This window comes from Mesorhizobium sp. WSM4808 (assembly GCF_055811675.1).
The window spans coordinates 37,336-51,130 of the sequence record NZ_JBVVQX010000001.1 but is presented as its reverse complement, the minus strand read 5'-3'; the positions used below and the strand labels follow the sequence as shown (position 1 = coordinate 51,130).

Genomic DNA, 13,795 nt, shown 5'->3' with positions numbered 1-13,795 from the left:
TGATCCCCTGTCCTATGGAGGTACTACCGGTGATCGGCCGGAAAGGAAACCGTTGGCAGGCGGAACCCTGCCGCGTCCTTGTGTTGACAAGCCTGACTGAAGCTTGATCATGCCCGGACGTCAGCTGTGTCTGGAGGGGTGTTATGGCAATGCGCGCGGCTCGTGGTCTGTCTATCCTGATTCTTCTGTTTCTCGCCTGGGCCAATGTCCTGGCCTGGAGCAGCGCCGCGCAAGCGGCCGAGGCCCGGCGGATCGCGACAACGGACAATTCCGATTATTTCGGCTTTGATCTCAGGTCCGACCAGAATGTGACAATCGACCAGTGCAAGACGACATGCCTGGGAGACCCGGCCTGCCGCGCCTTCACTTACAACAAAAAAGCCAAATGGTGCTTCCTCAAATCCGACTACAACCAGCTGAAAACCTTCAACGGCGCGGTCGCGGGCAAGGTCGTCAACATCGATGGCGATCCTGATATCGGCGCGCCGCCGGAACTCGCTTTCTTCCCCAACTGGATGGCCGATCAGGCCCAGCAATACCGCAACAAGCTGCTCGGCCCGGCCTATGACAAGCCGACCGAAGGCATGGCTGCCTTGCTGAACGCCGCCGAACAGGCCGTGCTGACCGGGGATCACCGCTCCGCCATGCTGAAATACGAGGCCGCGGTCTCGGTGCTGCCCGATGATGGCCAGCTCTGGCTTAACCTGGCGCGTGAAACGCTGGCCGTGCAGCCTGCCGCAAGCACCTCCGAAGCCTCCACTTTGCCGGCGAACAGCACGTCGGCCGCTTTCAATGCCTATAAATTGCTGCGCACCACCAAGACGCGCGCCGAAGTGCTGGCGCTGCTCGGCAACGGGCTCGACAAGCGCGATCTCTACCGGCCGGCGCTGCAGGCCTATGAAGCCAGCCTTGCCCTGAACCCTTCGCCGGCGGTCCAGGCCGACTATGCCGATCTCAAGGCCCGCAAGGGTTTCCGCGTTATCGACCACACCATCGACGCCGACACCAGCGCGCCGCGCATCTGCGCGCAATTCTCCGAGGATCTGGTCAAGACCGGCGTCGACTACGCGCAGTTCGTCACCGTCGACAACGCGCCGCCCAAGGGCGTCGAGGCCAAGGACAAGCAAATCTGCGTCGAAGGACTGGAGCATGGCCAGCACTACGACGTCACTTTCCGCGCCGGCCTGCCGGCGGCAATCGGCGAGGTGACCGCGGCCCCGGTGGTGCTGTCGATCTATGTGCAGGACCGCGCACCGTCCGCCCGCTTCACCGGTGACAGCTTCGTGCTGCCGGCCGGCGCGCGCCGCGGCATTCCGATCGTCACCGTCAACATGAACGCCGCCGAAATGAAGCTCTACCGCATCGGCGATCGTTCGCTGGCCCAGCTTCTGTCGGGCTACCAGTTCCTGCACCAGCTCGACGGCTACGACATCTCCAACATTTCCGAGCAGATGGGCGCGCCGGTCTGGCAAGGCCAGCTCGACATCGCCAATGATCTCAACAAGGAGGTCACCACCTCCTTCCCGGTTGACGAGGCGCTGCCGCAGCGCAAGCCCGGCGTCTATGTGCTGACCGCGCAGGCCGTCAATGACAAGAGCGACGACTACAATTCGATGGCCACGCAATGGTTCGTCGTCTCCGACATCGGCCTGTCGACTTATACCGGCCAGGATGGGTTGAATGTCTTTGCCCGTTCGCTGGGCAGCGCCAAGCCGATCGCCGGCGCCGAACTGACGCTGGTTGCCAGGAACAATGAGGTTCTCGGCACGGCGACATCGGATGCCGATGGCCATGCCGTCTTCAACCCCGGCCTGACGCGCGGCGACGGCGGCATGGTGCCGGCCGTGCTGATGGCCAAGCAGGGCGACAATGATTTCGTCTTCCTCGACATGGGCCGGGCCGGCTTCGATCTGTCCGACCGCGGCGTCACCGGGCGCGCGGCGCCAGGAGCCCTGGACGTCTATGCCTGGACCGAACGCGGCATCTACCGTGCCGGCGAGGATGTCCATGTCGCGGCCCTTGCCCGCGACGGCGCCGCCAAGGCGGTCGAGAACCTGCCGCTGACCTTCGTCTTCTCGCGCCCCGACGGTGTCGAAAGCCGCCGCATCGTCAGTGACGGCGCTTCGGCCGGTGGCCATGCCGTCGACCTGCCGCTCGAACCCAACGCCATGCGAGGCACCTGGTCGGTGTCGATCTACACCGATCCCAAGCAGCCGGCGGTGGCCAGCCAGATGTTCCTGGTCGAGGATTTCGTGCCGGATCGCATCGAATTCGATATGAAGGCCGACAAGCAGGAAATCGCCCAGGGCGAAACCGCCAACATCGACATTGACGGCCGCTTCCTCTATGGCGCGCCGGCGGCGGGCCTGGCGCTGGAAGGCGAGTTGACGCTGTCGACGTCGCGCCACTGGGACCGTTTCCAGGGCTTTTCCTTCGGTCTTGCCGACGAGCAGTCGGCCGAACCCACGGTCACCCCCCTCGCCGGTCTGCCGGTGGTTGGCGATGACGGCAAGGTGACCTTCCCGGTCTCCGTCGACCAACTGCCCTCGACCACCAAGCTGGTCGACGCCAAGGTGACGGTGAGGATGCGCGAAACCGGCGGCCGCGCCATCGAGCGTTCGCTCAACATCGGCATCCGCCCGCAAGGCCATATGATCGGCATCCGTCCGGATTTCGCCGACAATGAAGTGCCGCAGGGCGGCACCGCCAAGTTCAGCCTGATCGCCGTCGATCCCGACGGCAAGCGCGAGGCGCTGAAAGGCGCGCAGTGGACGCTGGTCAAGGTCGAACGCAATTACCAGTGGTACCGCTCCAACAATTCCTGGAACTACGAGCCGGTCACCTTCACCAAGTCGATCGCCAACGGCCAGGTCGACCTTAGCGCCGACGGCGGCGCGACGGTCTCCGTGCCGGTCGATTGGGGTCAGTATCGCCTCGAGGTCGAAACATCGGATCCCGAGGGACCGGCGACAAGCTACGAGTTCGATGCCGGCTGGTATGTCTCCTCGACCACCACCGAAACGCCTGACGGCCTCGAAATCGCCCTCGACAAGGACAATTATGCCGCCGGCGAAGTGGCCAAGCTGAAAGTCTCGCCGCATTTTGCCGGCGAACTTCTCATCAACATCGGTTCCGACAAACTGTTGAAGACCGTCACGGCATCCGTGCCGGCCGGCGGCAGCACGGTCGACATACCGGTCGGCGACGATTGGGGTGCCGGTGCCTATGTCACGGCAACGCTTTTCAGGCCGGGCGATGCGCAGGAAACGCGCATGCCGGCCCGCGCCATCGGCGTGAAATGGCTGAAGGTCGATCCGGGCTCGAAGAAGCTCGCCATCACCTTGACGCCGCCGGACAAGACCATGCCGCGCCAGCAGCTGTCGATCCCGGTTTCGGTCGCCGGCGTGCAGCCGGGAAGCAATGCCTACGTCATGGTTGCCGCCGTCGATGTCGGCATCCTCAACCTGACCAACTACAAGGCGCCGGATCCGGAGAACTGGTTCTTCGGCCAGCGCATGCTGGGCATGGAAATCCGCGACATATACGGCCGCCTGATCGATGGCTCGCTCGGCAATACCGGCAAGCTCCGGACCGGCGGCGACGGCGCCAACATGCAGGCGCAAGGCAACCCGCCGACCGAAAAACTGGTCGCCTTCTTCTCCGGCATCGTCGAACTCGATGCCGACGGCAAGGCGCGCGTCGACTTCGACATCCCGCAGTTCAACGGCACCGTGCGCGTCATGGCCGTCGCCTGGACCAAGGATGCGGTCGGCCACGCCCAGTCCGATGTCATCGTGCGCGATCCCATCGTGATCACCGCTGGCCTGCCACGCTTCCTGGCGCCTGGTGACGCCGCCGTCATGCGCCTAGACGTCGCCGACACCGATGGTCCGGCCGGCGACTATGCGTTCTCGATCGAAACAACGGGTGACCTGTCGACCGGCGACAAGCCCCTGCCCCAGAAGCTGACGCTCGCCCAGGGCAAGCGCCAGACGCTGACCGTGCCGCTGGTCGCTCAGACGGCCGGCAATGCCTCGCTCACCATCAAGCTTGCCCATGCCGACGGCACCAGGGTCGAGCAGACGCTCTATGTGCCGGTGCGCCCGGCGCAATTGCCGGTGACCACCCGGCTGGTGGTCGACCTCAAGGGCAATGGCGGCGCGCTGCGCGTCGACAAGGAACTGCTGGCAGCCAGCCTGCTCAACGGCGCCTCCGTCAGTGTCGGCGTTTCGCAGGCCGCCGCCTTCGACGTGCCGTCGCTGCTGATGACGCTCGACCGCTACCCCTATGGTTGCGCCGAGCAGACCACCAGCCGCGCCATGCCGCTTCTCTACGTCAATGAGTTGGCTTCCGGCGTCGGCATGGCCAGCGATCCCGATATCCATGGCCGCATCCAGGACGCCATCTATAAGGTTCTGAGCTATCAGGCCTCGGGCGGCAGCTTCGGCCTGTGGGGTCCGGGCTCCGGCGATCTGTGGCTTGATTCCTATGTCACCGACTTCCTGACCAGGGCGCGCGAGCAGAAATACGACGTGCCGAGCCTGGCCATGAACCAGGCGCTGAGCAATTTGCAGAACTCGCTCGGCTACGACCAGAGCGTCCAGGACCGTGGCAGCGAGATCGCCTACGCCCTCTACGTTCTGGCCCGCAACAAGAAGGCCTCGATCGGCGACCTGCGCTACTATGCGGATACCCAACTCGAAGCTTTCTCAAGCCCGATGGCCGTTGCCCAGCTGGCGGCAAGCCTGGCGCTCTACGGCGATACACCGCGCGCCGAAGCCACCTTCAAGACCGCCTTGCAGTTGGCAAAGTCGACCACCGACTACGACTACTACCGCTCCGACTACGGTTCGCGGCTGCGTGATGGCGCGGCGATGCTGGCGCTGGCGGCGGAATCGAAGCCGGTGCCGACAATCGTGCCGGAACTGATCAAGCTGGTGACCAGGGAACGCGCGGAAGCCCGCTGGACCACCACCCAGGACGAATCCTGGATGCTGCTGGCGGCCCGCGCGCTGAAGGAGGGCAATGATACGATCACGCTGGCCGTCAATGGCGCGGCGCATTCCGGCGGCTACTCCAACCAGGTGGAAGGCTCTGACCTGGCCGACAGCCCGCTGACCATCGCCAACACCGGCAAGACCCCGCTGCAGGCCGTCGTCACCACCGTGGCGTCGCCGGTCCAGCCCTTGCCGGCCGGCGGCGACGGCTTCACCATCAACCGCACCTACTACAAGCTCGACGGCACCGAGGCCAATGTCACCGAGGCGACGCAGAACGAACGCTATGTCGTCGTGCTCAAGGTCAACGAGCAGAACAAATGGCCGTCGCGCCTGCTGGTCACCGACCTGTTGCCGGCCGGCTTCGAGATCGACAATCCCGGCCTGGTCTCCAGCGCCCAGTTGACGAACTTCTCGTGGCTGGCGCAGACCGATGCCGCGCATCTCGAATTCCGCGACGACCGTTTCGTCGCGGCGTTCAACCCGGCCGACGGCGATCATGACCACAATCTGACGCTCGCCTATGTCGTGCGCGCGGTGACGCCTGGTACCTATGCGCACCCGGCGGCAACGGTGGAGGACATGTACCGGCCGCAATATTCGGCCCGCACCGCCACCGGCATGATGGAGGTCAAGGCGCCGTAAGGCGCCTTGGCGAACATGAAAGTGAGGCTTGTGCTGCCCCTCATTGCCCTGCCGGGCATTTCTCCCCGTATAGTGACGGGGAGAAAGAGGCCTGCAACAAAGCTTTCGCCATCTTTGAACGTTGCTGGAAAAGCGCCAAGGGCCATGACAGCACCCTTCTCCCCGTCACTATACGGGGAGAAGGTGGCGGCAGCCGGATGAGGGGCGGCGCCATGCTTTCCAAGAAGTTCCTTCGTCGCACGGCCGTTGCAGGAGCCTCCCTCATTGGACTCACCGCAATTGCCGCCACCACCCTCTGGGCGCTCGACCGTGCCTTCCCACCCCCGCTTCCAGCCGAACTCACGGTCTCCACCGAAGTCCAGGACCGCGACGGCGAATTGTTGCGCGCCTTCGCCACGCCGGACGGCTACTGGCGGCTCGAAACCCGCCTCGACCAGGTCGACAAGCAGTTCGTCGACATGCTGGTCACCTACGAAGACAAGCGTTTCTGGGACCATGAAGGTGTCGACGTGCTGGCGCTGGCCCGCGCCGCCGGCCAGTTCGCCACCAGCGGCCGCATCGTCTCCGGCGGCTCGACGCTTTCGATGCAGCTTGCCCGGCTGATCGAGCCGCGCGAAAGCCGCAGCCTCGGCTCCAAGGTCAAGCAGATGCTGCGCGCCATCCAGATAGAGCGGCGGCTGTCGAAACGCGAGATCCTCGAACGCTACCTGACGCTGGCGCCTTATGGCGGCAATCTGGAAGGCGTGCGCGCCGCCTCGCTCGCCTATTTCGGCAAGGAGCCGAAACGGCTCACCGTTTCCGAGGCCGCCCTGCTCGTCGCTCTGCCGCAACTGCCGGAAAAGCGCCGGCCCGACCGCAATTTGAAGATCGCCCACGCCGCCCGCGACCGGGTGCTGACCCGAATGGTCTCCTCCCGCCTGCTCGGCGAGCGCGAGGCCGCACGGGCCGCCCTCGACGATGTGTCGGACCTGCGTCGCACGCTGCCGGCGCTCGCCGCGCACGCCGCCTATGCGATGTTGCCCAAGGCCGTCCGCGGCCAGCCCTTGCAGCTGACGATCCGCAAGAGCGTCCAGGAGGGGCTGGAACAGGTGGCGAGGGACGCGGCCACCAAGCTCGGCCCCCGCCTGTCGGTCGCCATGGTGCTGGCCGACTCCCGCACCGGCGACATCCTTGGTGAAGTCGGCTCGGCCAATTTCTTCGACGCCAGCCGCTCCGGCTGGATCGATATGACAAAGATCGTCCGCTCGCCCGGCTCGACGCTGAAGCCCTTCATCTACGGCCTGGCCTTCGAACAGGGCCTGCTGGCGCAGGAAACGCTGATCGACGACAGCCCCGTCGATTTCTCCGGTTACCGGCCGAAGAATTTCGACATGGGCTACCAGGGCGATGTCAGCATCCGGCAAGCGCTGCAATTGTCGCTCAATGTGCCGGCGATCCGCGTGCTCGACGCGGTCGGGCCAACGCGGCTGATGGCGCGCTTCCGCCAGGCCGGCGTCAGCCCCATACTGCCGGTCAACGAAGCCCCGGGCCTGGCCATCGGTCTTGGCGGCGTCGGGGTGACATTGCGCGACCTCGTCCAGCTCTACACAGGGCTCGCCAATGGCGGCAAGACGCACACGCTGCATGACGGCACCGAGCCTGCCGATGCCGAGCGCACCAGCGCCACCATCCTCGACGGTCAGGCCAACTGGCAGATCATCGACATATTGTCGGGCGTCAAGCCGCCCGAGGGTGCCTTGCAGCGCGGCATCGCCTACAAGACCGGCACGTCCTACGGATACCGCGACGCCTGGTCGGTCGGCTTCGACGGCCGCTATGTGCTGGGCGTCTGGGTCGGCCGCCCGGATGCCGGCGCGGTGCCCGGCCTTTCCGGCTATGTCTCGGCCGCTCCCATTCTGTTCGAGGGTTTTGTCCGCTCGGGCCTCGCCACCGTCCCCTTGCCGGGCAAACCGCCCGGCATGTTCAGCCCCAGACGCGAGGACCTGCCGGTGACGCTCGCCCGCTTCGGCGCCGGGTCGGATGGCCTGGTGCAGGCGACGGTGAGCGAACCCGCACCGACCATCATCTTCCCGCCTGACGGCGCCCGCGTCGATCTCGGCACCAATTCGGCCGACGCCTCGCCACTGGTGCTGAAGCTGCAAGGCGGCCGTGCGCCGTTCCGCTGGCTCGCCAACGGCAAGCCGCTGGCAGGCATCGATCGTCGCCGCACCGCGACCTGGCAGCCCGACGGCGCCGGCTATTCGACGCTGACCGTCATCGACGCCGCAGGGCGTGCGGCGAGTGTGAAGGTGTTTGTCGAATAGACGGCTGCAAGCGATTCATAGGCTTAGCTTTCCAAGGCAGAGGATAGCAGACACTTGCCCATGGTTGTTCCAAGGCACCCCCCTCTGCCCTGCCGGGCATCTCCCCCTCAAGGTGGGAGATCGGATTTCCTTTCCGCTTTCGCCAATCGTCAAAGACAGGGCGCAACGGCAAAGCTGCCAATCTCCCCCCTTGAGGGGGAGATGCCCGGCAGGGCAGAGGGGGATGCCTCGCGCAATCCGTTCTTGTCGGCAGCCTCGGCACTGGCAGCAACAGTCCTTGTCGCGGCAACCACCCTCCCCGCTTTGGCCGATGCCCTGCCCGCCGGCTTCGTCCGGCTCGCCGATGTCGATCCCTCGATCCGCCAGGACATACGCTACGCCGGATCGGACAATTTTCTGCATCGCAAGGTGGACGGCTATGACGCCCCGGCCTGCATCCTCACCGAGCAGGCGGCAAAGGCACTGTCCGCCGTCCAGAAAGCGATCGCCGCCAAAGGCCTGACCCTGGTGTTGTTCGATTGCTACCGCCCTGCCCGCGCCGTCGCCGACATGAATGAATGGACGCGCGATGGCGGGTCGCCCGATCCACAATGGTATCCGAAGGTCAGGCGCAGTGAGCTGATCGCCAAGGGTTATGTCGGAGAACTATCGACCCATTCACGTGGCTCGACCGTCGATGTCGCCGTCGCCCGGACGGACCGCAGGTCCAGCCCGAACCAGGCCTGCGGCGCGGGCGATGCCGACACGCTCGATTTCGGCACCGGTTTCGACTGCTTTGATCCGATGAGCGAAACCGCCCACCGCGGCCTTGCCAGTGAAGCGGCGGCAAACCGCAAGATGCTTGTCGACGCCATGCGCGCCGGCGGCTTCAAGAACTATGCAAGGGAATGGTGGCACTTCACGCTGAAAAGCGAACCGTTCGCCAGACAGCGTTTCGACTTTCCCATCACCGCAGATTGATCCACCCGACCAAATTCCACACCTTGCCTCGGCACCGCCCCTTGCTAGATAGGCTGAGTGGCCGGGCCATGGATTCTTCCTTAGGCCGCAAGAGGAAAATATTTCTCCTAACGGCGAAATAGCGTCGAACATTTTCTCAAGAGGGGCAAAAAAGGCAACATTGAATGCATCTAATTTCTACCAATTCGGTAGATTTGGCGCGGGTTCAACGGAGGCAGAAATGACCAAACCTCATTTCAGGAAACTGCTCGGCGCACTGGTCGCCACATCTGTCCAGTTCGGCACGCTCGGTTTCGCGTTTGCCGATACCACCATTCTCAACGTGTCCTACGATCCGACACGCGAGCTCTACAAGGCCTATGACGAAGCTTTCGTCGCGCATTGGAAGGCCGAGACCGGAGAGACCGTCACCGTCCAGCAGTCGCATGGCGGATCGGGCGCCCAGGCCCGCGCCGTGATCGACGGCCTCGACGCCGATGTGGTGACGCTGGCACTTGAAGGCGACATCAACGCCATCGTCTCGAAGGCGAAGAAGATCAATCCGGACTGGCGCACCAAATTCGAAAACAATTCAGCGCCTTACACCTCGACCATCATCTTCCTCGTCCGCAAGGGCAATCCCAAAGGCATTCACGACTGGAGCGACCTCGTCAAGGACGGTGTCCAGGTGATTACGCCCAATCCCAAAACCTCCGGCGGCGCGCGCTGGAACTATCTCGCCGCCTGGGCCTACGCCAACGCCAATGACGGCGGCGACGAGGCCAAGACCAAGGAATTCGTCGGCAAGCTCTACGCCAATGCTCCGGTGCTCGACACCGGCGCGCGCGGCTCGACCGTGACCTTCGCGCAAAAGGGTCTTGGCGATGTGCTTATCGCCTGGGAAAACGAGGCCTATCTGGCGCTCGACGAGTTCGGTGCCGATAATTTCGACATCGTCTACCCGCCGACCTCCATCCTGGCAGAACCGCCGGTGGCGGTGGTCGACGCCAATGTCGATGCCAAGGGCACGCGCAAGGTCGCCGAAGCCTATCTGAGCTGGCTCTATTCCAAAGAAGCGCAGACGATCATCGCCAAGAACCATTATCGTCCTGCCAAGCCCGATCTGGTGCCGGCCGAGGACCTCGCCAAGCTGCCGCCGATCAAGCTCGTAACCATCGACGATCCACAGTTTGGTGGCTGGAAAAAAGCACAGCCTTATCATTTCGGCGATGGTGGTATATTCGACCAGATCTACAAGCCCCAGTAAGCAGTCGATATTCAGGACGACATGACCACAGCACCCGCCCAGGCGGGGTGGCGATTCAGGCAGCCGAGCGTAATTCCGGGTTTCGGATTGACGCTCGGCTTCTCGCTTGCCTACCTCACCCTCATCATCCTCATCCCGCTATCCGGGCTGCTCTGGCGCTCGGCCGCCCTTGGCTGGCCTGAATTCTGGGCGATCGCCACCGATCGCCGCACCATCAATGCGCTGAGAATCAGCTTCGGCACCGCCTTCGTCGCGGCTGCGGTCAACGTCGTCTTCGGCACGCTGGTCGCATGGGTGCTGGTGCGCTACCGTTTCCCCGGCCGCCGCATCGTCGATGCCATGGTCGACCTGCCCTTCGCCCTGCCGACGGCTGTGGCCGGCATCGCGCTGACCACGCTCTACGCGCCGAACGGCTGGATCGGCAAATTGCTGATGCCGCTCGGCATCAAGGTCGCCTATACGCCGCTCGGTATCGTCATCGCGCTGATCTTCATCGGGCTGCCCTTCGTCGTGCGCACCGTGCAGCCGATCATGGAGGAGATCGACAAGGAAGTGGAGGAAGCCGCCGCCACGCTTGGCGCCAATCGCTTCCAGATCATCACCCGCATCCTGTTTCCGGGCCTGGCGCCGGCCATCGTCACCGGCTTCGCCCTCGCCTTCGCGCGTGGCGTCGGCGAATACGGCTCGGTCATCTTCATCGCCGGCAACTTGCCCTACAAATCAGAAATCGCACCCCTGCTGATCGTCATTCGGTTGGAGGAATACAATTATCCGGCGGCGACAGCGATCGCGGCGATCATGCTCGCTCTGTCGTTCATCATGCTTTTGGTCGTCAATCTCGCACAGTCATGGAGCCGCAAGCGCTATGGCTGACCCGGAGATCAAATCCTACGAACCGCATCATGAAAGCCAGTCGGCGGCGGTCACGGAAAGCCGCCCTGCGCGCCTGGCTCTGATGGCCGTCGCCTTCGCCTTCCTCGGCATTTTCCTGCTCTTGCCGCTGATCATCGTCTTCAACGAAGCCTTCGCCAAGGGCATCGGTGCCTACACCGAAGCGCTCAGCAGTGCCGACACGCGCTCGGCGATCCGGCTGACGCTGCTGGTGGCGGCGATCTCGGTGCCGCTCAACATCGTCTTCGGCATCTCCGCCGCCTGGGCGATCGCCAAGTTCGAGTTCAAGGGCAAGGCCTTCCTGACCACGCTGATCGACCTCCCCTTCTCGGTCTCGCCGGTCATATCAGGCCTCGTTTATGTGCTTCTGTTCGGCGCCCAGGGGCTGCTCGGCACCTGGCTGAAAGCGCATGGCATCGTTATCCTGTTTGCCGTGCCGGGCATCGTGCTGGCCACAATCTTCGTCACCTTCCCCTTCGTCGCCCGCGAGTTGATCCCGCTGATGCAGGAGCAAGGCAATGGCGACGAGGAGGCAGCGCTTTCGCTCGGCGCCAATGGCTGGCAGACCTTCTGGTACGTGACCTTGCCCAACGTCAAATGGGGGCTGCTCTACGGCGTGCTCCTGTGCAATGCGCGTGCCATGGGCGAGTTCGGCGCGGTATCGGTGGTGTCGGGCCACATACGCGGCCTGACCAACACCATGCCGCTGCATGTCGAAATCCTCTACAACGAGTACAACGCCGTCGGTGCCTTCGCCGTCGCTTCATTGCTTGCGGGCCTGGCGCTCGTCACGCTGGTCTTGAAAACACTTCTCGAGATGCGCTACGGCGCCGAGATCGCCGCGACACGCGGGCACTGACAAAGGGACCACTATGGAAGTTCGCGTTGCCAACGTGCGCAAGGAGTTTGACCGGTTTCCGGCGCTTCACGACGTGTCGCTCGACATCAAGTCGGGCGAACTGATCGCGTTGCTGGGACCGTCCGGTTCCGGCAAGACGACGCTGCTCAGGCTGATTGCCGGGCTGGAGCGGCCGACACGGGGAAAGATATTCTTCGGCGACGAGGACGCCTCGCACAAGTCCATCCAGGAGCGCAATGTCGGCTTTGTCTTCCAGCACTATGCGCTGTTCCGGCACATGACGGTGGCGGACAATATCGGCTTCGGCCTGAAGGTCCGGCACGGACCGTCGCGCCCGCCGGCGCAGGAGATCCGCCGTCGCGCCTCCGAGCTTCTGGACCTCGTCCAGCTTTCAGGACTCGAAAAGCGCTATCCGGCGCAGCTCTCCGGCGGCCAGAGGCAGCGCGTGGCGCTAGCCCGCGCCATGGCGATCGAGCCCAAGGTGCTGCTGCTCGACGAGCCGTTCGGCGCGCTTGACGCGCAAGTGCGCCGGGAATTGCGCCGCTGGCTGCGCGAAATCCATGACGCCACCGGCCACACCACCGTCTTCGTCACCCACGACCAGGAAGAGGCGCTGGAGCTTGCCGACCGCGTCGTCGTGATGAGCCAGGGCCGCATCGAGCAGGTCGGCACCGCCGACGATATCTACGACACGCCGAACTCGCCCTTCGTCTACGGCTTCATCGGTGAATCGAGCTCGCTTCCCGTCAAGGTCGAGAATGGCGAAATCTGGCTCGCCGACCGTCCGATCGGGCTTGCCGCGCCCAACGAGCCCTCGGGCGATGCGACGCTCTACTTCCGCCCGCACGATGTCGAATTGCTGGACGGCTGCAGCGGCTGCATCGCCGGCACGGTCGCCGCCAGCCGGCGCGTCGCCGGCACGCGCCGGGTCGAGCTTGAGATCGGCGGAGAGCGCCAGCGGGTCGAAATCGAACTGCCGGTCGATCACCCCGCGGCGCAGAAAAGCCGGGTGGCGTTCCGCCCCGGACGCTGGAAGCTTTTTCCGGCGGCTTGATCCTCTGGTCTATGGCTACGCCAGCCAGTTCTCGACCTTCAGGCCCCTGATCCGGTTGAACTCTCCCGTGTTGGCGGTCACCAGCGTGGTGCCCAATGCACAGGCATGAGCGGCGATAAAAAGATCGTTGTGGCCAATGGTCTGGCCCGCGGCTTCAAGCTCGGCGCGAAGTCCGCCATACTCGGCATCCACCGGCACATCGAGCGGCAAGACAGGAATCTCGGCCAGCAAGTCTTCAACCTTCTTGAACAGCTTGGCCGATCCCTTCTTGGCGCAGCCATATCGCAATTCCGAGGCGACCACGATGCTGGTGCAAACGGCGTCATCTCCCTCGCGCGACATTGCCCTCGCGGCCTTGCCAGCCGGGTTTCGGATCATGTCGCTGATAATGTTCGTATCCAGCATGAACCGCATCTAGAAAATGTCCTCGGATTTGACTGGCGTGTCGTAGATCTCGGGGAAGTCATCTTCAGGATCGAGCGGCGGCTCTTTCGCCCACTGGGCGAGCAACGCGGTGAGGCCAGGTTTGCGAACCGGCTCGATGACAAGACGATCGCCTTCCCGGCTGATCAGGACTTTTTCGCCGGGAAGCTCGAACTCGACAGGAATGCGCACCGCCTGGCTGCGGTTGTTGCGAAACAGCTTCGCCTCCTTGGGCGGCGTTGTTGAATGTCGGCTCTGGGGCATGTTGCAGCTCTTTTGTATATGCCTTTTGTATATGCCATGCAGCGCCGCAAAACAAGGCGCAGAAAAACTCCGACGAAGGTAGCATTCTCCTGGAACAGAATTCCAACATTCATCGACTTAGGCGACATATTTTCCTACGATGAGGCCACGAAC

The 13,795-nt window shown here is 63.9% G+C and carries 9 protein-coding genes; 7 read left to right on the top strand and 2 right to left on the bottom strand.

Annotation, left to right across the window (positions count from 1 at the left end; genetic code table 11):
- Window positions 1–143 precede the first annotated feature (143 nt).
- The 7 genes from AC0L2U_RS00230 (at window position 144) to AC0L2U_RS00200 (ending at window position 12,955) form a co-directional block, all read left to right on the top strand.
- Window positions 144–5,642 carry an alpha-2-macroglobulin family protein gene (locus tag AC0L2U_RS00230; RefSeq protein ID WP_473601258.1) on the top strand — a complete coding sequence of 1,833 codons (5,499 nt, stop codon included), beginning with the start codon at window positions 144–146 and terminating at the stop codon, window positions 5,640–5,642.
- Between the two features lie 212 nt (window positions 5,643–5,854).
- Window positions 5,855–7,945, top strand: a complete 2,091-nt coding sequence (gene pbpC, locus AC0L2U_RS00225) for a penicillin-binding protein 1C (RefSeq protein ID WP_473601257.1) — start codon at window positions 5,855–5,857, stop codon at window positions 7,943–7,945.
- Window positions 7,946–8,146: 201 nt separating this feature from the next.
- Entirely contained in the window at window positions 8,147–8,905 is a 759-nt protein-coding gene (locus AC0L2U_RS00220) for a M15 family metallopeptidase (protein ID WP_473601256.1), read from the top strand.
- Window positions 8,906–9,125: 220 nt separating this feature from the next.
- Window positions 9,126–10,151 carry a sulfate ABC transporter substrate-binding protein gene (locus tag AC0L2U_RS00215; RefSeq protein WP_127271865.1) on the top strand — a complete coding sequence of 342 codons (1,026 nt, stop codon included), beginning with the start codon at window positions 9,126–9,128 and terminating at the stop codon, window positions 10,149–10,151.
- A 21-nt stretch (window positions 10,152–10,172) separates the two neighbouring features.
- Window positions 10,173–11,024, top strand: coding sequence for a sulfate ABC transporter permease subunit CysT (cysT, locus tag AC0L2U_RS00210; RefSeq protein WP_013530875.1), 852 nt, complete (start codon window positions 10,173–10,175; stop codon window positions 11,022–11,024).
- On the top strand, window positions 11,017–11,901 hold the full coding sequence (gene cysW, locus AC0L2U_RS00205; protein ID WP_127809946.1) for a sulfate ABC transporter permease subunit CysW: 885 nt from the start codon (window positions 11,017–11,019) through the stop codon (window positions 11,899–11,901). The genes cysT and cysW overlap by 8 nt, the downstream gene beginning before the upstream one ends.
- 13 nt (window positions 11,902–11,914) lie before the next feature.
- Window positions 11,915–12,955, top strand: coding sequence for a sulfate/molybdate ABC transporter ATP-binding protein (locus AC0L2U_RS00200; protein WP_127381770.1), 1,041 nt, complete (start codon window positions 11,915–11,917; stop codon window positions 12,953–12,955).
- Window positions 12,956–12,970: 15 nt separating this feature from the next.
- Here AC0L2U_RS00200 and AC0L2U_RS00195 read toward each other — a convergent pair whose 3' ends face one another.
- Window positions 12,971–13,369: a type II toxin-antitoxin system VapC family toxin gene (locus AC0L2U_RS00195; protein ID WP_127809945.1), complete on the bottom strand. Its 399-nt coding sequence runs from the start codon at window positions 13,367–13,369 to the stop codon at window positions 12,971–12,973.
- Complete coding sequence (locus AC0L2U_RS00190; protein ID WP_127271402.1) at window positions 13,370–13,642, bottom strand: antitoxin; 273 nt, start codon at window positions 13,640–13,642, stop codon at window positions 13,370–13,372. It lies immediately after the preceding gene.
- Window positions 13,643–13,795 lie beyond the last annotated feature (153 nt).